Genomic DNA, 19,980 nt, shown 5'->3' with positions numbered 1-19,980 from the left:
GCTGCTTCTGGCCTCACAGGGCGATCAGGGAGAACACTATGGCCACATCCGTCGAAAATCTCCGGCAGCGCACGCTGGAGCCCACTGAACTGCTCGGCGATCTTCTGCCCTCCGCCATTGCACTTGCCACCATGCTTCGCCACCGCAACATGACCGCCTGGCTGAGGCAGGAATACGACGGTTACACAGACGCCAAACAAGCGCCGCCCTATCGCCGCCAACTGCCCGGAGAGATCGTCGGCAAGCCACCCCAGGCGACCATGCACGGCTGGGTGTCCGCGCCGGTGAATGACCAGCAGAGTGAAACCTACGCCCGCCCGGACCTGCTGGAGCCGGCCCGTCGGCTCGAACGACTCTGCCTGGGTTGCAAGAAGGGTGACGGACACCATGTCCAGATGACTAACGAGGATGCGGCTACGCTGAAGAAAGAGCTGAACCTGACGGCCGAGCTGGCCATCTATCTCGACCGGGACGTCTACAGCAAACTGGTCCGCACCATTCGCGGCGGCCTTTACCTCTGGTTGAGCGCGGTACAGGAAGCCGGACTGACCGGTGAGCGCAATCAGTTCACCCGCGAGGAAAAAGAGAAAGTGGCGCATCTGGACACACCCGAGGAGTTCTGGCGCCAGGCCATGGCGGACCTGGACACCCTCCCCATCCCGGACGTCCGTTCAATGGGCATCTTCGAGCGTCTGTTTAACCGCACCGGCTGAGTTCAGCCCCAGACGCTGAACAACCCGACGGCACTGACGGTCAGCAACACGCCCCCCAGCACCCGGAAGAACAGATTGCTTTCCGAGTGCAACAGCCGGTCGTGGGCGTAGAGCCCGATCACGTGCCCGACGGCGGCGGCCGGCAGCAACCACAGGTGATGGATCAGTTGCAGGTCGATGCCCACCCACAAAAACGCCGACAGCTTGATCAGCACCAGAATGAACCAGAGCGCGAACAGAGTATCCCGCAGTTTTTCCTTGGGCAGATACTGGGCGGCCACGGCAATAATCAGTGGCGCCCCGATCAGTGAGGTGCCACTGATGTAGCCGCCGAGCATCAGAAACAGCACATCCACCGTCTTGCTGCCGCTACGGAACGGCCGATCCAGGATGTAGGACACCGAATAAAGCGCCACAATCACAAAAATGATGCCGCTCATGATATCCCCGGGCAGGGTGATCAGCCCGAAAACCCCGATCAGTTTGGGCACGATCAGAATCGCCAGAAGCCGCCCCAGATAGCGCCAGTCTACGGTACCGCCCTGCCCGTCTTGGGCCTGCCCCGTCTTCCGGTTGTTCATCCAGATGGTCAGGGATGAAAACACCAGCAGGTGTACGGCAATGATCGGCAGGAACACAAGCGGATCGTCCAGTACCAGCAGCAGGAAAGGCAGCGACAGGACGGCCCCGCCAAACCCCAGCCCGGAACGGACAAAACCACTCCAGACAAAAATCAGCGCAATCAGAATATACTGGACAGACGACAGGTCAGACATGGACACTCGCGGCTTGTTTCAGAACAGATGAACCGGGCCACCATCGCCCCGTTCACGGACAGAAAAACGACCATCGTACCATGTAACCCCGACAACCCGCTGGGAGAGACCATGACCAATAAGGTTGATATCCACTACTGCACCGGCTGCCGCTGGTTGCTGCGCTCCGCCTGGATGGCCCAGGAGCTGCTGACCACCTTCGAGGACGACATCGACGAGCTGGCCCTTCATCCCGGCACGGGCGGCATCTTCGAGGTCTGGGTCAACGACACCCGGATATGGTCCCGCAAGGAACAGGGAGGCTTCCCGGACATCAAGCAGCTCAAACAGCTGGTACGGGATGAAATTTCGCCGGACCGGTCACTGGGACACTCCGAGGGCAAACCCGGCACCACCGGAGGCAACTGATGCCCGGCGACCTCAGCATTGTCTGGCTGGGCACCCTGGCCAGCCTGTTTGCGGGCCTGGCCACCGGCGTGGGTGCACTGGCCATCTTCATGGTGCGCACCATCACCCACCGCTTGCAGGATGGCATGCTGGCAGCCGCCGCCGGCGTGATGCTCGCTGCCTCGTTCTTCTCCCTGCTGCTGCCGGGCCTGGACTATGGCGAGACCATCACCGGCCACACCTGGGCGGCGGCGCTGATCGTTATTTTCGGGGTATTGTCCGGTGCCGGCGCCCTGTACCTGGTACACCAGAAGCTCCCCCACCAGCATTTCGAACTGGGCCGGGAAGGCCCCGATGTCTCGTATATCCGGGGCATCTGGCTGTTCATCATAGCCATCACCCTGCACAATTTTCCTGAGGGTATGGCGGTGGGTGTGGGGTTTGCCGGCGAGGACGTTCGCAACGGTTATATCCTGGCCACCGGCATCGGCATGCAGAACATTCCCGAAGGCCTGGCAGTGGCCTTCTCCCTTCTGGCCATTGACTACTCCCGGCTCCGGGCCTTTGGCATTGCCCTGCTCACGGGCCTGGCTGAGCCCATTGGCGGACTGTTTGGCGCAACGGCTGTCTGGCTGGCCGAACCGGTGATGCCCTGGACCCTGGGCTTTGCCGCGGGCGCCATGCTGTTCATCATCAGCAATGAGATTATTCCGGAAACCCATCACCGGGAATGGAAAATCATGTCCACCTTCTCCCTGATGGGAGGCTTCTGCGTCATGATGTTTCTGGATGCCACCCTCGGCTAGGCGCGTCTGGTTAAACGGCGGCCAGGGAAGGCAGGCTCCAGACGCTGGCCAGGGCTTCCAGGGCCTCGGCAATCACCGGCTCCTCTGACCGGCCCTGATGCCAGATGAAGCTCAGGGCACAGGGCAGCCGCACGCCCTCGGCGATCTCCAGCCCACGCTCCTGCCGCTCGGCCATGGCCAGGGCGTCGCGGGCAAGGCTGAGGCCCACGCCTGCCCGCACCAGATCCAGCATACAGGCCTCCTGATCCACCTGGGCCACACCCCGGGGTTCCAGCCCCAGCGGGTCCAGAGCACCCCGCAACAGACGGTGATGCACGGAATCCTCGGGGGTGACCACCCATGGCAGTTCCGCCAGTTGTGGCCAATCCGCCGACACCAGCCGAGTACGCCAGCCCGGGGGCGCCACCACGTAGTAATTGAAGCGGGTCAGTTCCCGGTGCTCAACCTCCGGGGCCAGGGCGCCAGCGCCCACCCCGGGTGGCGACAGGAAAAACCCCACATCCAGCCGGCCATCCCGGACCTGCTCCAGGACACTGCCGCTCATGCCCTGGCGCAGTTCCGTCTCCAGTTGTGGAGCCCGCTCCACCAGCCGATGCAGGAAATCCCCCAGACGGATGAACTCCGGATCTACAATGGTGCCAATCCGCAAACGCCCGCGCACGGTGCTGTGTAACGCCTGGGCACTCTGCTCAAACGCCGCCAGCGAGGCCAGCGTCTTTTCGGCAGCAGGCAGCAGAGCCTGGCCATCCGCGGTCAGCATCAGCCCCTGGGGCCGGCGCGTGAACAGTTTGAGGCCCAACTCGTCCTGGAACTGCTTGAGTTTGAGACTGACCGCCGGCTGGGTCAGGTGCAGCCGCTCAGCCGCCCGGGAAACACTGCCCTCACGGGCCACGGCCACAAACGCCCTCAAGCCCTGTAATGCATGCATGACACACCTCTCTTGAATATAAGAAAAGCTTATATCCCGCTTTAGAAAAACTCAATTGCTCCGGGCGCGCCCCCGACCTAGCCTGATACCACACGATCGCCCGCAACTGACAATAAAAGATCGGGCAACCATCATCCGGAAGCCACCGACGGGGACAGAAAATGACCACGAAAACCATCAATCATTATATCAATGGGCAAATAACACCGGGCGAATCTGACCGCAAGCAGGATGTGTTCAACCCGGCTACGGGGGCGGTCACCGGAGAGGTCGCGCTGGCCAGCGCCAGTGACGTGGACCGGGCAGTCGCCGCAGCCGGGGCTGCCTTCCCCGCCTGGGCCGACACACCGCCCATCCGCCGGGCCCGGGTCATGTTCCGGTTCCTGGAACTGCTCAACCAGCACAAGGACGACCTGGCCCGCGCCATTACGGCCGAGCACGGCAAGGTCTTCACCGATGCCCAGGGTGAAGTGGCCCGGGGCATCGACATCGTTGAATTCGCCTGCGGTATTCCGCAACTGCTCAAAGGTGACTACACCGAGCAGGTCAGCACCGGCATCGACAACTGGACGACCCGCCAGCCCCTGGGTGTGGTGGCAGGGGTGACGCCCTTCAACTTCCCGGCCATGGTGCCCATGTGGATGTTCCCGGTCGCCATCGCCGCCGGCAACAGCTTCATCCTCAAACCCAGCCCGCTGGACCCGAGCGCCTCGCTGATGATCGCCGACCTGCTGCGCCAGGCCGGACTGCCGGACGGCGTATTCAACGTCGTCCAGGGTGACAAGGACGCCGTGGAAGCCCTGATCGAACATCCGGACGTGCAGGCCCTGAGTTTTGTCGGCTCCACCCCGATTGCCAACCTGCTCTACGAGAAAGGCGCCAGCCGCGGCAAGCGCATCCAGGCCCTCGGTGGTGCCAAGAACCACATGGTGGTGATGCCCGATGCCGACCTCGACAAAGCCGTCGATGCCCTGATCGGCGCCGCCTACGGCAGTGCCGGTGAACGCTGCATGGCGATCAGCGTGGCAGTGATGGTCGGCGACGTTGCCGACAGAATCATGCCCCGACTGGCCGAGCGAACCCGCAGCCTGAAGGTCAAAAACGGTGAGGAACTGGACGCCGAGATGGGCCCCATCGTCACCCGCGCCGCCCATGAGCGCATCAGCGGCTATATCGACAAGGGCGAGGCCGAAGGCGCTCAACTGCTGGTGGACGGCCGCAACTTCGACGCCTCCAGCACCGGCGAAGGCTGCCAGGACGGTTTCTGGATGGGGGGTACCCTGTTTGACCATGTCACCCCGGACATGACCATCTATCGCGAGGAAATCTTCGGCCCGGTGCTGGCCTGTGTCCGCGTGCCGGACATCGCCACAGCCATCGAGCTGATCAACAACCACGAATTTGGCAACGGCGTGAGCTGCTTTACCGAAAGCGGCAATGTCGCCCGGGAATTCGGCCGGCGGATCCAGGTGGGCATGGTGGGCATCAACGTCCCCATTCCGGTCCCTATGGCCTGGCACGGCTTTGGCGGATGGAAGCGCTCCCTGTTCGGGGACACCCACGCCTACGGCGAGGAAGGCGTGCGTTTCTACACCCGCCAGAAATCCATCATGCAACGCTGGTCCGACTCCATTGATGCCGGCGCGGAATTTGTGATGCCGACCGCCAAATAGGCGGCGGCACCCTGACCACCTCACTCTGGAGAACGCCATGTCCGACAACAACAAGGCACAGGGACACGCGGAAACATTTGACTACATTGTCGTCGGCGCCGGCTCGGCCGGCTGCCTGATGGCCAACCGGCTGAGCGCCGATCCGTCCAACCGGGTCCTGCTGATTGAAGCCGGCGGCCGTGATAACTACCACTGGATTCACATTCCGGTGGGTTATCTTTACTGCATCGACAACCCACGGACCGACTGGCGGTTCCGGACAGAGCCGGACCCGGGCCTCAACGGCCGCTCCCTGATCTACCCCCGGGGCAAGACCCTTGGTGGCTGTTCCAGCATCAACGGCATGCTTTACATCCGGGGCCAGGCCCGGGATTACAATCAGTGGGCCGAGGTCACCGGCGAGGACGACTGGAACTGGGACAACTGCCTGCCGGATTTCATGCGCCACGAGGACCATTACCGGCTGGATCCGAACGGCGACGCCGATCCTGAGCACAGGAACTATCATGGCCATGGTGGCGAATGGCGGGTGGAACACCAGCGCCTGAAATGGCAGGTGCTGGAAGACTTCGCCGAAGCCTGCGTGGAAGCCGGCGTGCCCAGAACCCGGGACTTCAACCGGGGAGACAACGAAGGCGTGGACTATTTCGAAGTGAACCAGCGCGGTGGCTGGCGCTGGAACACTTCAAAGGCTTTCCTGCGCGCGGCGGAGAAACGCCCCAACCTGACCCTCTGGCATTCCACTCAGGTCCAGAACCTGGAAACCCGCGGCAGCGGCGAGGGTTCCCGCTGCACCGGTGTGCGGGTCCAGCGCCCGGGCCAGGGCGAGGTAACCGCCCGCGCCAGCCGGGAAGTGATTCTTTGCGCCGGTGCCATCGGCTCGCCACAGCTACTGCAGTTGTCCGGCATCGGACCGGCGGATCTACTCCAGGCCCACGACATTCCCGTGGTCCGGGATCTGCCCGGTGTTGGCGAAAACCTACAGGACCATCTGCAGATCCGATCGGTTTACCGGATTCAGGGGGCCACCACACTCAATACCATGGCCAACTCCCTGCTCGGCAAGGCCCGGATCGGTCTCGAATACCTGCTGACCCGCTCGGGCCCGATGAGCATGGCGCCGTCCCAGCTGTGTCTGTTTACCCGCAGCTCGGCAGAATACGACTACGCCAACATCGAGTACCACGTGCAACCCCTGAGCCTGGATGCCTTTGGCCAGCCGCTGCACGATTTCCCGGCCATCACTGCCAGCGTCTGTAACCTCAACCCGACCAGTCGCGGCACCGTGCGCATCCGCAGCGCGGACCCGGCCCAGGCACCGGCTATCGCGCCCAATTACCTGAGCACGCCGGAAGATCGCAAGGTGGCGGCGGACTCACTTAGGATCACCCGCCGACTGGCTGAACAGCCGGCGTTCGCCAAATACCAGCCCGAGGAATACAAACCGGGCCTTCAGTACCAGACCGACGACGAGCTGGCCAAACTGGCGGGCGATATCGGCACGACCATCTTCCATCCGGTCGGTACCACCCGCATGGGGCGCGACGATGACCCCATGGCGGTGGTGGATCCGCACCTGCGGGTAAGGGGCGTGGCCGGACTGAGAGTGGTGGATGCGGGCATCATGCCCACCATAACCAGCGGCAATACCAACGCCCCGACCCTGATGATCGCGGAAAAAGCCGCGCGCTGGATTCTGGCGGGCCACTAACCCAACCACCGGGGTCAGGGTTCTTTGCCGGTGCCGGGCTGTTAAACTCTGCAGTCTGAACCACCGGCAAAGGACTGAACCATGACTCTTGCGACCTGGCTGACGGTTGTCACCATCTGCGTTCTCGGCGCCATGTCGCCGGGTCCCTCCCTGGCCCTGGTACTGAAACAGACACTCAGCGGGGGCCGCCGCAACGGCGTGATCACGGCCCTCAGCCATGGCCTGGGCATCGGCATCTATGCCTTTCTCAGTATTCTGGGCCTGGCCGCCGTCATTACCGCCTCCCCGACCGCGTTTGCCCTGTTGCAATGGGGTGGCGCCGGGTATCTGGCCTGGCTGGGCCTGAAAGGGCTCATGGCCAGACCGTCCAATGACGAAACCCTGCCCGAACCACCCACCACGCGCAGCGCCGCCCGTGACGGCTTCATGATTGCCTTTCTCAACCCCAAGATTGCGGTCTTTTTCCTCGCCCTGTTCAGCCAGGTGGTGGGCACCGACACCACACTGCTGGCCAAAGCCGGCTATGCCAGCACGGCCCTGGTGATCGACACCGGCTGGTACCTGCTGGTGGCTTGGCTGTTCTCCAGCCCACGCTGGCTGGCAGCGCTGCAGCGGCGTGCAGTCTGGTTCGAGCGGGTCTTTGGGGCCGTTCTGGTCGGGTTGGCCGGGCGCCTGGTGGTCGGCATCGTCAACGGCCGATAAAAAAACACCGGGCAGAGCCCGGTGCAAAAACTGACAGCAGATCGTCAGGTGGGAGCAACCCCGTCAGTCACTGACGGGGGATTCTTTCATCGCCGCATTCATGCGCCGGCGCAACAGCGGGCCCACAATGTACGGCAGGAGCAGGCCAAGCCCGGCAACAACCCACAGGCCCTTGGCCAGTGCGCTTTGCCACAGGATGCTCCAGTCGCCGTCGGACAGCACCAGAGCGTGGCCCAGGTTCTTTTCCATTTCCGGCCCCAGCAGAAGCCCGAGGATGATCGGCACCAGTGGAATCTCCAGCTTGCGCAGGAAATAGCCGGCAACACCGAAAGCGACCATGAAGTACAGGTCGAACGTGCTGTGACTGATCGAGTAGATGCCGACAAAGGCGATCATGGTCACAATCGGCAGCAGGTACATCGGCGGCACCGACAGCAGCTTCACGAAGAAACCCACCAGCGGGATGTTCAGCACCAGCAGCAGAACGTTGCCAATCAGCAGCGCGGCAATAACGCCCCAGACAATTTCCGCGTTCTGGGTGAACATCAGCGGTCCCGGCGTGATATTCAGTGAAATCAGCATCGCCAGCAGGACGGCGGTGGTACCACTGCCCGGCACGCCCAGCGTCAGCATGGGTACCAGGGCACCGGAGGAGGCACCGTTGTTGCCGGCTTCCGGAGCCACCACGCCACGGATATCGCCCTCACCGAATGTGCCCTTGCGGCCAACCACCTGCTTTTCCAGGGTATAGCTGATGAAGCTGCCCAGCGAGGCACCGGCCCCCGGCAACACGCCGGAAATAAAGCCGAGCACGCCCCCGCGCAGTTGCGTGGGAATGGTGCTGACCAGTTCCCGGAAGCTCAGGGAGAGCTTGCCGACACTCATCTTGCCACGACCACTGCCCATCCGGGATTCCACGAAGAACAACAGTTCCGAAATGGCAAACAGGCCAACAATCGCCAGGATGAAATCGATCCCTTCATACAGCTCCAGCACACCGAAGGTATAGCGCTGGGTGCCGGTGGAAATATCGATGCCCACCGTGGAGATCATGATCCCGAGCGTTGCCGCGATGACCGTCTTCATCGGATTCTTGCCGGTAATACCACCAAGGGTGGCAAACGCCAGCAGGAACAGCGCGAAGTACTCGGCCGGCCCGAACGTCAGCGCGAACCTGGCCAGCACCGGCGCCAGCATGATCAGGCCGATGGTGCCGATCAGGCCGCCGGCAAAGGACGCAATGGCCGACACCGCCAGGGCATCGGCAGCCCGACCGTTCCTGGCCATGGGATGGCCGTCCAGGCAGGTCATCATCGCCGGTTCGTCACCGGGGATATTGAGCAGAATCGAGGAGATCCGGCCGCCATACATGGCCCCGGCATAGACTGCCGTCAGCAGGATCATCGCCGTTTCCGGGGGCAGGCCCAGGGTGAACGCCAGGGGAATCAGGATCGCCACACCGTTGGCGGGGCCAAGGCCGGGCAGGCAGCCAATCAGGGTGCCAACAAACGCGCCGAACAGGGCGAACATCAGGTTGTACGGGGTCAGAGCCACCGCAAAACCGTCCATCAGAAAACCGATCGTTTCCATCAGTTCACCTCCAGCAGACCGGCCGGAAGACTGAGCGCCAGACCATAGTTAAACAGCACGAACACCACCACCGCACTGACCAGACCCGTGATGAAGGCATAGCGGGGCTTTGCCCCCATACGCCAGCTCAAAGTGCCCACGGCCAGAGTGGTGGAAATGACAAACCCGAGGGGCTCGAGCAACACGGTATAGACCAGCAGTACCAGCAACGAGATCACCAGTTCCATCAGCGACTTGCCAACGGGCCACTGGGCATCCGGGTCCGGTTTGATCATCAGATACAGGCTGCCGGCCACCAGCACCACCGCCAGGATGGTGGGGAAGGTTTCGGGCCCCACAGTCTCGGCGCCGCCGAACGGCTCGGGCCACTGCTGCGCAGCCCAGCCGTAGGCAACGGCGAGGACCAGAAGGCCCAGGCCGAGGATACGATCACCGAAGCGTGTCATTTCAGCAGTCCGATATCGCGGGACAGCTGTTCGATTTCCTGCACCTGATTGCGTACGAATTCATCGAACTTGTCAGCCGGCGGGTGGAAGGCGATCAGGCCGTTGTTGCGCATGACCTTCTTCCATTCATCACTGGCATAGAGGGTATCAACAGCATCCACCCAGTAGGCTTTGGCTTCGTCGCTGGCGCCCTTGGGCATGTAAAAACCGCGCCAGTTCGGGCCGACCGCATCAATGCCCTGCTCTTTCGCGGTGGGGATGTCGCTGAAATCACCCGGCAGGCGCTCATCCGCCAGCACCGCGACCACGCGCAGGTCACCGGATTTCATGAAGCCGGTTGCCTCGGAGATATCACCGGTGAAGGCGTCCACCTGGCCGCCAACCACCTGGCTCATGGCTTCACCACCGTTGTTGTAGGACAGGTAGGGAATGGACGGCAGCTTGTCGGCGCCGGCCGCGCGGGCAGTAATCAGGACTTTGAGGTGGTCCCAGCCGCCACGGGCACTGCCACCGGCGAACTTGACCGATTTCGGGTTTTCCTTGACCGCGGCCATCAGCTCATTGAGGTTCTGGTACTCGGAATCCCTGGACACCGCAATGATGCCGTAATCCGCGCCCAGGGCACCGACCCAGGTCACCATGTCCGCGTCCATGCCCGGGAACTGCTTCTGGGCCAGACGAGTGGTGGTTGCCGTGGAGGCGGCTACCAGCAGGTTGTTGTCCTCGGCCCGCTTGCTCACGGTGTGGGCGTAGGCCACGCCACCGCCGGCACCGGCCATGTTGACCGTCTGCACCGTGCCTTCCACCAGGCCAAGATCCTGCATGACATTGCCAACGCTACGGCAGGTGAAATCCCAGCCGCCACCGGGATCGGCGGGTGCCAGACATTCGACTTTTCCGGAAGGCTGCCAGGCCATGGCATGCATAGAGACGGCCGCAGCCGCTACGAAGGACAGGGTTCGCTTGAAAAACATATTGTCACCTCTCAGCTTGTTTTTGTCGTCGCCCCTGAGGCAGGACCGTATTGGCCAGGTCCCTGGCTTTGGCAGGCCAGAGGAGCGATTGCGCGCAGATTAAAAGGTGACCGGGCAGGCGAAGAAGTTTATGGGCGAAAACCCTTTAAAGAGCGAAAAGGATATTTTGTGCATAAAGAGCACGGGCAAGCGTCAAGGTGATGCAGTACCCTTGGGGCAGAAAACAATAACGCTGTGCCGGACTCATGTTGCGAAAAACCACCCTGAAAACCCGGATGATTCTGACCCTGGGACTGCTCGGGGCGCTCCAGACGCTGCTGATTGGCGGCTTCGCGGGTTACTACCTCAGCGAATCCCTGTATGAGGAAATCGGCCAGCGCGCCCTGATGGTCTCCCGCACCGTGGCGGCGACCCCGTCCGTTATCCAGGGCGTTCGGGCCCGGGACGTGGACGCTCTCAATCACCTGGCCCAGCGCCTGGCACAAACCAACAAGGCCCGTTTTATCGTGATCGGCGATCACAACGCCATCCGCCTCGCCCACCCCAACCCGGACCGCCTGGGCCACTCCATGGCGGATGACGATGGTGATGACGGCCGGCGGGCACTGATTGAAGGTAAATCCTACGTGGCCCGCGCCCTTGGCAGCCTGGGTGAGACCATGCGCGGCAAGTCCCCGATCGAGGACCCGGCCACCGGCGAGATCATCGGCATCGTCTCGGTGGGGTACAGCCTGGACCAGGTGGAAGCCACCATCCGCCGTTATAACTTCACGCTCTACGGTGTCGTCGGCCTGATGGTGCTGGTGGCAGTGCTGTCGGCCATCGTCATCGCGGGGCGGTTCAAACGGGCCATTTTCGGCCTGGAACCGGAAGAAATTGCCCGCCTGTTCCAGGAACGCGAAGCCACCCTGCAATCGGTGCGCGAGGGCATCCTCGCCATCAACCGCGACGGCATTATCACCACGGCAAACCGGGCCGCCTGTGAAACCCTGGGCCTGGCACCGGATACCAGACTGGCGGGCCAGCCCATCCTCGACATCCTGCCGGAATCCAGCCTGCTGTCGGTGCTGGAATCCGGCCAGCCGGACTTTGACCGGGAAGTCTGGCTGCGTGGCCGGCAGATGGTGGTCAACCGCCTGCCGGTACGCCAGGGCGACGAGATCATCGGCGTGGTGGCCAGTTTCCGGCTGCGGGATGAGCTGGACCAGGTCAGCCGCCAGCTCACTCGCATCCAGCAATACGCCGACACCCTGCGCAGCCAGACCCACGAGTATTCCAACAAACTGCACACCATCGCCGGCCTGATCCAGATCGGCGCCCACGACAAGGCGTTGGCACTGATCGGCAGCGAGGTCAGTGACCACCAGTCCCTGCTGCACCTGCTGCTGGAAGCGGTGCCCGACCCGGTCATCGCGGGCTGTCTGCTGGGCAAGTACAACCGCGCCCGGGAGATGGGCCTGCGCCTGGACATCGATCCGGACAGCCAAATGGCGGACATTCCCGCCACCCTGCCCCGGGAGCAACTGGTCAGTGCCCTGGGCAATCTGATCGACAACGCCCTGGAGGCCACGTTCCAGCAGACCGGCCAGGGTGGCGTGGTGCGGCTGTCGATGACCGATCTCGGCGCAGAGCTGATTTTCGAAGTGGAGGACCAGGGCCCGGGCGTGCCCGAAAACGCCCAGCAACGCATTTTCGAGCGAGGCGTCAGCACCAAGGGTGAAGACCATGGCATCGGCCTGCACCTGGTACAGCAGTTCCTGAACCGCTGGGGCGGCTCGGTTACCGTGGAGAATCTGACCGCCGGCGGTAGTCGCTTTACCCTCTATCTGCCCAAACAACCGGAGGAGAAAAAGGGCCTGTGAACCCGATTCGACTTCTTATCGTGGAAGATGACCACAAGATCGCGGAAATTCAGCGCCGCTTTATTGAACGCCTAAACAACCTGGAGCTCTGTGGCATCGCCCATACCCTGGCCGACGCCCGGGACCTGGTAGACGTGATGGCGCCAGACCTGATCCTGCTGGACGTGTATTTTCCGGACGGCAACGGCCTGGAACTGCTCCGGGAACTGCGGGCCACCGACAGCGGTAGCGATGTCATCCTGATCACCGCCGCCAAGGAAGTGGAAACCCTGCGCAGCGCCCTGCGCGGCGGGGTGTTCGATTACATACTCAAGCCACTGGTGTTTGAACGCCTTCAGGATGCCATCAACCGGTACCGGGAACACCTGGAAAAACTGGCCACCCTGAATCAGCTCGCCCAGCGCGAGGTGGATGCGCTGCTGCCCAGGGGCGGAACAGAAGGCGAAACCGGCAATCAGGAGAGGTTGCCCAAGGGCATTGATGCGCTCACCCTGGACAAGGTCCGGGACCACATCGCCCGGGGCGGCCAGTGGAGTGCCGAAGACATGGGCATGGAAATGGGCGCCTCACGCACTACCGCCAGACGCTACCTGGAGTACCTGGTGGGTACCGGCGAACTGACTGCAGAAGTCAGCTACGGCAGCGTTGGCCGCCCGGAACGGCGCTATTTCCTCAAGGCCTGAGCGCCACGGCCCTTGACCGTGACCAGCGCCACGCCGGTAATGGCGACCAGGCCACCGGTGATGGCCAGCGGCCCCAGGCGTTCGCCAAACAGGATAAAGGCTTCCAGCGCCGTCACTGGCGGCACCAGATAGAACAGGCTGGCCACCTGGGAGGCCGCCCCCCGGCGAATCAGCCACATCAAAAGCAGGATCGCGCTCACCGACAGGCCAAACACCAGCCAGGCCAGGGCCAGCTTGAACTGCAGGGTCCATTCCACCTCCCGGGTCTCCAGCACGAAGGCGCCCAGGGCAAAGAAACTGCCGGCCGCCGCGTACTGCACCATGGTGCCGGTGACCAGATCGACACTGGTGCCATGGCGCTTCTGGTAGACGGTACCCAGGGAAATCCCCAGCAGGGCCAGCAGAGCCCAGATCAGCGTGTGCGGCGGAATCCCCACCTCGCCGGTGCCGCCCATTTTCTCTGCCAGCACCAGCACCACACCCACCAGGCCCAGGGACAGCCCGAGCCACTGGCGGGAGGTCACGGATTCTTTCAGAAAGATCACCGCCGCCAGGCTGGTTACCAGCGGTTGCAGGCCAACAATCAGCGAGACAACCCCGGCGGACATACCCTGGTCGACCGCGTAGAACACCCCACCCAGATAAAAACCCTGCACCAGCAGCCCGGTCACCGCCAGATGACCGGCCCCACGCCAGCCGGGCCAACGGGATTTCAGAAAGACGGCAAGCACAGCCAGAGGCACCAGGGTCAGGAACATGCGCATGGCCAGCAGGGTAAACGGCTCGGCAAAAGGCAGCCCGTATCGGGCACCGATGAAGCCAGTGCTCCAGAGCCAGACGAACAGTGCGGGAACGAACAGAGAGTAAAAGACCGGTGGCATGCCGTGGATCAACCCAGTTGGAAAAATCAGGGCCGTCGACTATACCTGTCCTCCAGTAAGGCGAACAGGTACAGTCCGTCGGCAACCGGCCGTAACAGTCAGGTATCTGACAGCATGGACTTGAGTTTCTGGGTCATTTCAACGGCCTCACACCCGAGTGGCGTCAGGTAGCCGCCGTCGTGATGGGAGGTCAGCCCCTTGGCAAACAGTTTCTCGGCCGCCTGCACGGTTTCCGGCGCAGCTTCGTGTGCGTGCACCTTGATTCCCTCCTGGGTGGACGTGGAAGGAAACTGCAAAAGCAGGTTAAGTTCGGCAAGATGGTTGGGGGAAAACGGCATTGTGTCACCTCTCTGTAACGGCTGGCTGTAGTCAGTCTAGGCGCCGCGCGGCGGTTGGCCAAGCACAGGAATGCAAAGCGATGGCAAAACAGGACGATTACCCGATTTACTACCCCAGGCCCCTGCGGCACCTGAGTGTCTATCTTGCCGGGCTGGTGGCCGGGCGGCTGTGGTTGAAAGTACTGATCGGCCTGGGCCTGGGTCTCGTGGTTGGCACCCTGCTGGGGCCATCAGTCGGGCTGGTTGAGCCCGCCACCGGCACCCTGATCGGCAACTGGCTGGCGTTCCCCGGCCAGCTGTTTCTCGCCACCATCCAGATGATTGTGATTCCCCTGGTCATCGCTTCGGTGATTCGGGGCCTGGCCGCCAGCGAGGACCTGGAACAATTACGCAGGCTTGGGCTGCGGGTCACCCTGTTTTTTGTGGTCACCACCGGCATTGCTGCCTCCATCGGGCTCTGGGTGGGCGGCGTGCTGTCGCCGGGCACCCTGCTGGCCGGGCTGGCACAGACCGAACTGCCACCGGGCGACCCCACCAGCGGGGCCGCCATGCCGGCAGTGGAAGACCTGCCGCGCACCCTGATAGGCCTGCTGCCCGGCAATCCCCTGGATGCCATGGTGGAAGGCCAGATGCTGCAAATTGTGATTTTCTCGATCATCGTTGGCATCGCCCTGGTCAGCATGGCCCCGGACAAAGCCAGGCCCATGCTGGACCTCCTGGATTCCCTGCAACAGGTCTGCATGACTGTGGTCAAATGGGCCATGCGACTGGCGCCACTGGCCGTATTCGGCCTGATGGCCCAGTTGACCACCACCATCGGTTTCCGCTCCATGCTGGGCATGGGCGCCTATGTGCTGACCGTGCTTGCCGGCCTGCTGCTATTGCTGGGGGTCTACCTGCTGTTCATGAAACTGGCCGTAGGCTACCCGCCTCTGCGCTTCATCCGGGACAGCCGCGATGTCCTGCTGCTGGCCTTCTCCACCTCCAGTTCAGCAGCGGTGATGCCCCTGTCCATCCGTACCGCCGAAGACAAGCTCGGCGTGCGCCCCTCCATCTCCCAGTTCGTCATCCCCCTGGGCGCCACCATCAACATGAACGGCACCGCCCTGTACCAGGCGGTAGCCACCGTTTTCCTGGCTCAGGTGTACGGTATTGATCTGGGCATGGGCAGCATGGCACTGGTGGTGGCCATGGCGGTTGGCGCGTCCATCGGGTCTCCGGCCACACCGGGCGTCGGCATCGTGATCCTGGCAATGGTGCTGCAGACGGTTGGCATTCCGCCGTCGGGCATTGCCCTGATCATGGGTGTGGACCGGATTCTGGATATGTGCCGGACCGCCATCAACGTCACCGGGGACCTGGTGACCTGCCGGCTGATGGAAAACTGGTCCGGCACCCGGCTCCCCCAGGAAGAGGCGCCGACGGGCAATTCCGGTTAAATGAGACCTGAACACTATGCTCGGATGTCTCAGGCTGGAATAATGGAACGGTTATCCAACCGGGCACCAGTGACGCGTTACGAACCATGGCCAGAGACACCCGACATTCCCGCTACCGACTGCTGATGGGGCTGTGCATGGCCCTGTCCATGCCGGCCATGGCCGATGGCATTCAGCGGATCGAGCATCCAGATGGCTCAGTGGAATTTACCAACGCGTCCCAGGATGCTCCGATTGCCTCCACGGGCAATGAAACCGTCTATCGTTACACAGACGAAAACGGCACCGTGTCTTACAGCAGCGACCGGCCCACGATGGCGGAGTTCGATGTTATCCGGTTTCACTGTTACGCCTGTGACCCGGACTCCACCGTGGACTGGCGCAACACCCCGCTTTTCCTCAACCCCTACCGGGAAGAAATCCGTGTCGCGTCCGACGAGTTTGATGTCGACCCGGCCCTGGTGCGAGCGGTGATTCACGCCGAATCCGCCTTCAATCCCAACGCCACCTCGCCCAAGGGCGCCCAGGGGCTGATGCAACTGATGCCGGGCACCGCACGGGAGCTGGGCGTGAGCAATGCACTGGCTGCAGAGCAGAACATCCGGGGTGGCGTCGATTACCTGGCGCGGATGCTGAAACGTTTCAACGGGGATATCCGCCTTGCGACCGCCGCCTATAATGCCGGTCCCGGTGCGGTAACCCGTTACAAGGGCGTGCCACCTTACGCGGAAACCAAGGCCTATGTGAAACGGGTGGGCATTCTGCGCGAACGGTATGCCGCCAACTGATGGGCAGCATCGTCAACCGACCGGGCATCAACGGCGATATCGTTCATCTGGAAAGGGACGGTTTCGGCAACATTCTGGTGCTGGAGGACCGCAAGCACCGGATGCTCAGCTTCGATTCCATCTTTGAGCAGAGCAAAATCGCCCTAGCCGCCCCACACCTGCCGGTCCACGAATACAGCCGGGCCATGCTCCTGCCCGCGGCTTTTGCCACGCCGGGGCATGTCACCGTTCTCGGTCTGGGCGGCGGCGCGCTGGCCCACGGCCTGTACCGGCTGTTTCCGGACTGCCAGGTTCACGTGGTGGAACTGCGGGAAAAAGTGGTGAATGTCGCAAGGCAGTGGTTCGGCTTGCCGGACGACCCACGCCTGAGTATCACCGTGGACGACGCCGCCGACACGGTGGCAAACCTGCCCCCGGGCAGCACCGACATGATCTTCACCGACCTATACAGCGCCAACCGGATGAGCCCGACTCAGGCCCAGCGGCGCTTTATCAAGCACTGCTGCCGGGCGCTGACCGACGATGGCTGGTTGATACTGAACTATCACAAGGTGCCGGATGAGAGCGGCAGCCTGTTCCGGGAACTGGTACGCCAGTTCCCCTGCCTGCTGTATTTCCGCAGTCGCAGCAACAACACGGTGATTTATGGATGTCGCCAGCCCTTCTATCCCTGGCCTCTGGACGTTCCCTACCTAAAGGAGCTGGAACAGCAGCTGCCGGTGGGCTGGCGCAAGCTGATGAAGAAACTAACGCTGGTCGAAGGCTGAAGCTTCAGCCCCCGTTTTCACCCGCAGAGGCGATGACTTCCCGCACCACGCTGGCACTGTGCAGAAACGCTTCCTGCTCCTGCTCATTCAGCTTCGGGTGCAGAACCCGTTCAATACCGTTGCCGCCGACGACCGCTGGCAGGCTCAGGCAGACATCACTTACGCCCAGGAAACCATCCACCCGCAGGCTGACCGGCAAAGTGTGCTTGGCATCCTTGATAATGCATTCGATGATCTCGGCGGCCGCCAGGGCGACGGCGTAGTTGGTCATGCCCTTGTGTTTGAACACCTCAAACCCCGCCCGGGAGGCTTTTTCCGCCAGGGCGTAGCGCGCCGGCGTCGGGTCCAGCGGCTCGCCGCCAGCCCCGGCGCAGCTCATCGCCGGAAACTGGCTGTCCCCGTGCTCACCGAGCATGTACGCGCGAATATCACCGGAGTGGATGCGCAACTCCTCGGCAAGCAGCTGGCGGAAGCGCGAGGAATCAACCAGGGTACCGGTACCCACCACCTGATTGGGCCGCAGATCGGTGTATTCCAGGGCGTAGTGCACCAGTACATCCACCGGGTTGGACACCATGACCACCTTGCAGTCCGGTGACAGGCGGGCCAACTCAGGCATCAGTTCCTTCATCAGTTGGACATTGCCACGGGCCAGCTCCAGACGACTGTTCATGTTCCGGGGCGTCGGTACCGACGCACACATGGCGATGATATCGGAGCCGGCAGTATCGGCAACGGTGCCAGCGGTGACCTGGGCCGGGGCATTAACGAACAACTGGCTATGGCGAAGGTCCAGCACGTCGCCCAGGGCTGACTCCCGGGTGCGTCCGACCAGCACCAGTTCCTTGACCAGATTCTTGAGCGTCAGCACGAATGCCAGGGTGGAGCCAACGTGGCCGGTGCCGATGACGGATACTTTCATAGTCTCTCCTGTTTATCCGCCGACCCGTTGGCCGGCGGGCGATGACTTGCCATGACACCGATCAACCTGCAGTAATCGTGCCGTTGCCGGCAGATCAGGCGCGACTGAGGAAACGGCGCTCTTCCACGTTGATCTTGATGCGATCACCGGTGGAAATATGCTCCGGCACCTGGACGACCAAGCCGGTGGTCAGCCGCGCCGGTTTGGTGCGCGCCGTCGCCGAGCCACCCTTGATTGACGGATCGGTTTCCTCAATGGTCAGCTCCACCGTGGGTGGCAGGTCCAGTCCCACCGGGCTGTCGCTGACCAGAATGACCATCAGGCCTTCGGTATCCTCGTTGATAAACAGCAACTCGTCTTCAATGGCCTCCCGGTTCAGCAGGTACTGGCTGAAATCCTCCGAGTCCATGAAAAAGTACTCGTCACCGTCGCTGTAGGAGAAGGTGGCAGGCCGACGCACGAGGTCGGCCTGGTTGAGCATGTCGGAATCCCTGAAGGTATGGTCCAGCTTCTGGTTGGTCACCACATCGTACATCCGCATGCGGTATAGGCTGCCGCCGGCCCGGCCCTGGGGCACGGAACGTTCGATGTCCTTGACGAAATAGACACGGCCCTCGTACTCGACCGCCTGGTTCTTCTTGATGTCGCTCGCTTTTGGCATGGCATCCGCTTCCTGAAAAGTTGGGGAGTGTCTGAATCACTCTGGAGATAGGAGCGCTGGTATACCATGACTCCCGCCGGGAATCGAGAGTCTCGCCCCTCTGATACCCGGCGGTTCAGGGCTCAGCCGCCCAGGCCGAGTTGTTCGGCATCCTGCTCAATGCAGCGATCCAGCAACGCCAGGTACTCGGCCTTCGCTTTCAGCTTGGTCTGTTTGTGCGCCCGCAGGTTCAACTGGCCGAACTGTGAGGCCACGGCCCGGGCACGATCAAGCAACTGCTCCGGTGCCACGGTTTCATCCAGGAAACCGGCGGAAACCGCACCTTCCGGATTGAAAATCTCCGCGTTCACCACCGAACGGTAGAAATAGGACGGCGCCAGGCGGTGCCGGGCAATCTCAATGCCGGCGTGGTGCATGGTCATGCCAATGGCCACTTCGTTCAGGCCCAGCTTGAAGCTGCCCTGCACACCGATCCGGTAATCCACGGACAACAGAATGAACGCACCCTTGGCAATGGCGTGGCCACTGCAGGCTCCAATTACCGGCAGCGGAAACGCCGACAGCCGGCGGGCCAGGGAGGAGCCGACCTTCACCAGCGCCATGGCTTCCTTCGGTCCCTTCTGCATTTCCTTGAGATCGTAGCCCCCGGAAAACATGCCTGGCTGGCCGGTCAGGATGACAATGGCCTTGTCCTGTTCGGCTTTATCCAGAGCGGCATTCAGCGATTCAAACACGTCGTGGCTCAGGGCATTGGCTTTGCCGTTGTTGATGGTAATCGTGGCAACGCCATCGATCAGTTCGTAACTTACGGGATCAGTCACCGGAATGTCCTCTCTTGCACAGATAAAGTGAGTGTTTGTTTACTTATTCTGAAGGAATTGTCTGTGACCTCGCCATCAGTTGCAATCCCGTATGCGCGATTCCGGTCCAGGC

The 19,980-nt window shown here is 62.3% G+C and carries 21 protein-coding genes; 11 read left to right on the top strand and 10 right to left on the bottom strand.

Annotated elements, in window-relative coordinates; genetic code table 11:
• The first annotated feature begins 38 nt into the window (after positions 1-38).
• On the top strand, positions 39-713 hold the full coding sequence (locus HNR38_RS12370) for an AbiTii domain-containing protein (protein ID WP_183704634.1): 675 nt from the start codon (positions 39-41) through the stop codon (positions 711-713).
• Between the two features lie 2 nt (positions 714-715).
• Here the strand turns inward: HNR38_RS12370 and HNR38_RS12365 are convergent, their stop codons facing one another.
• The gene (locus HNR38_RS12365) at positions 716-1,489 is read right to left on the bottom strand and encodes a TSUP family transporter (RefSeq protein ID WP_183704631.1); all 774 of its coding nucleotides are present in this window, start codon (positions 1,487-1,489) and stop codon (positions 716-718) included.
• A gap of 111 nt (positions 1,490-1,600) precedes the next feature.
• On the opposite strand from HNR38_RS12365, the gene HNR38_RS12360 reads away from it, so the two are divergent.
• On the top strand, positions 1,601-1,897 hold the full coding sequence (locus HNR38_RS12360; protein ID WP_183704629.1) for an Rdx family protein: 297 nt from the start codon (positions 1,601-1,603) through the stop codon (positions 1,895-1,897).
• Positions 1,897-2,682: a ZIP family metal transporter gene (locus HNR38_RS12355; protein ID WP_183704627.1), complete on the top strand. Its 786-nt coding sequence runs from the start codon at positions 1,897-1,899 to the stop codon at positions 2,680-2,682. Before HNR38_RS12360 ends, HNR38_RS12355 begins: the two co-directional genes overlap by 1 nt.
• A 10-nt stretch (positions 2,683-2,692) precedes the next feature.
• Here HNR38_RS12355 and HNR38_RS12350 read toward each other — a convergent pair whose 3' ends face one another.
• Positions 2,693-3,610 carry a LysR family transcriptional regulator gene (locus HNR38_RS12350; RefSeq protein WP_183704625.1) on the bottom strand — a complete coding sequence of 306 codons (918 nt, stop codon included), beginning with the start codon at positions 3,608-3,610 and terminating at the stop codon, positions 2,693-2,695.
• A 161-nt stretch (positions 3,611-3,771) separates the two neighbouring features.
• Between HNR38_RS12350 and HNR38_RS12345 the strand changes: the two genes are divergently transcribed.
• From HNR38_RS12345 to HNR38_RS12335, 3 genes are all read left to right on the top strand, one after another.
• Positions 3,772-5,283 carry a CoA-acylating methylmalonate-semialdehyde dehydrogenase gene (locus HNR38_RS12345; RefSeq protein WP_183704623.1) on the top strand — a complete coding sequence of 504 codons (1,512 nt, stop codon included), beginning with the start codon at positions 3,772-3,774 and terminating at the stop codon, positions 5,281-5,283.
• A 37-nt stretch (positions 5,284-5,320) separates the two neighbouring features.
• The gene (locus tag HNR38_RS12340; RefSeq protein WP_183704621.1) at positions 5,321-6,994 is read left to right on the top strand and encodes a GMC family oxidoreductase; all 1,674 of its coding nucleotides are present in this window, start codon (positions 5,321-5,323) and stop codon (positions 6,992-6,994) included.
• Between the two features lie 81 nt (positions 6,995-7,075).
• Complete coding sequence (locus tag HNR38_RS12335) at positions 7,076-7,696, top strand: LysE family translocator (RefSeq protein ID WP_183704619.1); 621 nt, start codon at positions 7,076-7,078, stop codon at positions 7,694-7,696.
• Between the two features lie 63 nt (positions 7,697-7,759).
• Here HNR38_RS12335 and HNR38_RS12330 read toward each other — a convergent pair whose 3' ends face one another.
• Genes HNR38_RS12330 through HNR38_RS12320 form a run of 3 tightly spaced genes read right to left on the bottom strand, consistent with a single transcriptional unit; the run spans position 7,760 to position 10,706 of the window.
• A complete protein-coding gene (locus HNR38_RS12330; RefSeq protein ID WP_183704617.1) occupies positions 7,760-9,286 on the bottom strand; it encodes a tripartite tricarboxylate transporter permease in 1,527 nt (508 codons plus the stop codon).
• Positions 9,286-9,732 carry a tripartite tricarboxylate transporter TctB family protein gene (locus HNR38_RS12325; protein ID WP_183704615.1) on the bottom strand — a complete coding sequence of 149 codons (447 nt, stop codon included), beginning with the start codon at positions 9,730-9,732 and terminating at the stop codon, positions 9,286-9,288. Before HNR38_RS12325 ends, HNR38_RS12330 begins: the two co-directional genes overlap by 1 nt.
• Positions 9,729-10,706 carry a Bug family tripartite tricarboxylate transporter substrate binding protein gene (locus tag HNR38_RS12320; protein WP_183704613.1) on the bottom strand — a complete coding sequence of 326 codons (978 nt, stop codon included), beginning with the start codon at positions 10,704-10,706 and terminating at the stop codon, positions 9,729-9,731. Before HNR38_RS12320 ends, HNR38_RS12325 begins: the two co-directional genes overlap by 4 nt.
• A 245-nt stretch (positions 10,707-10,951) precedes the next feature.
• On the opposite strand from HNR38_RS12320, the gene HNR38_RS12315 reads away from it, so the two are divergent.
• Both HNR38_RS12315 and HNR38_RS12310 read left to right on the top strand, forming a co-directional pair.
• Positions 10,952-12,568: an ATP-binding protein gene (locus HNR38_RS12315; RefSeq protein ID WP_183704611.1), complete on the top strand. Its 1,617-nt coding sequence runs from the start codon at positions 10,952-10,954 to the stop codon at positions 12,566-12,568.
• Positions 12,565-13,251: a response regulator gene (locus HNR38_RS12310; protein WP_183704609.1), complete on the top strand. Its 687-nt coding sequence runs from the start codon at positions 12,565-12,567 to the stop codon at positions 13,249-13,251. Before HNR38_RS12315 ends, HNR38_RS12310 begins: the two co-directional genes overlap by 4 nt.
• On the opposite strand, the gene HNR38_RS12305 is transcribed toward HNR38_RS12310, so the two are convergent.
• Positions 13,233-14,132, bottom strand: coding sequence for a DMT family transporter (locus tag HNR38_RS12305; RefSeq protein WP_183704606.1), 900 nt, complete (start codon positions 14,130-14,132; stop codon positions 13,233-13,235). The genes HNR38_RS12310 and HNR38_RS12305 overlap by 19 nt on opposite strands.
• A gap of 98 nt (positions 14,133-14,230) precedes the next feature.
• A complete protein-coding gene (locus tag HNR38_RS12300) occupies positions 14,231-14,470 on the bottom strand; it encodes a TIGR02647 family protein (protein ID WP_183704604.1) in 240 nt (79 codons plus the stop codon).
• An 80-nt stretch (positions 14,471-14,550) separates the two neighbouring features.
• On the opposite strand from HNR38_RS12300, the gene HNR38_RS12295 reads away from it, so the two are divergent.
• From HNR38_RS12295 to HNR38_RS12285, 3 genes are all read left to right on the top strand, one after another.
• Entirely contained in the window at positions 14,551-15,909 is a 1,359-nt protein-coding gene (locus HNR38_RS12295) for a dicarboxylate/amino acid:cation symporter (RefSeq protein WP_183704602.1), read from the top strand.
• Between the two features lie 86 nt (positions 15,910-15,995).
• Positions 15,996-16,697, top strand: coding sequence for a lytic transglycosylase domain-containing protein (locus tag HNR38_RS12290; RefSeq protein ID WP_183704600.1), 702 nt, complete (start codon positions 15,996-15,998; stop codon positions 16,695-16,697).
• On the top strand, positions 16,697-17,464 hold the full coding sequence (locus tag HNR38_RS12285; protein WP_183704598.1) for a spermidine synthase: 768 nt from the start codon (positions 16,697-16,699) through the stop codon (positions 17,462-17,464). The genes HNR38_RS12290 and HNR38_RS12285 overlap by 1 nt, the downstream gene beginning before the upstream one ends.
• Positions 17,465-17,468: 4 nt before the next feature.
• Here the strand turns inward: HNR38_RS12285 and HNR38_RS12280 are convergent, their stop codons facing one another.
• From HNR38_RS12280 to HNR38_RS12270, 3 genes are all read right to left on the bottom strand, one after another.
• Positions 17,469-18,386 carry a malate dehydrogenase gene (locus HNR38_RS12280; protein WP_183704596.1) on the bottom strand — a complete coding sequence of 306 codons (918 nt, stop codon included), beginning with the start codon at positions 18,384-18,386 and terminating at the stop codon, positions 17,469-17,471.
• Between the two features lie 94 nt (positions 18,387-18,480).
• Entirely contained in the window at positions 18,481-19,047 is a 567-nt protein-coding gene (gene efpL / locus HNR38_RS12275; protein WP_183704594.1) for an elongation factor P-like protein EfpL, read from the bottom strand.
• A 122-nt stretch (positions 19,048-19,169) separates the two neighbouring features.
• Positions 19,170-19,868, bottom strand: a complete 699-nt coding sequence (locus HNR38_RS12270) for a crotonase/enoyl-CoA hydratase family protein (protein ID WP_183704592.1) — start codon at positions 19,866-19,868, stop codon at positions 19,170-19,172.
• Positions 19,869-19,980 lie beyond the last annotated feature (112 nt).

This window comes from Marinobacter oulmenensis, from assembly GCF_014201735.1.
Taxonomy (GTDB): domain Bacteria; phylum Pseudomonadota; class Gammaproteobacteria; order Pseudomonadales; family Oleiphilaceae; genus Marinobacter; species Marinobacter oulmenensis.
Note: the sequence above shows the minus strand (reverse complement) of the source record. Positions and strands in the feature narration are given on the sequence as shown.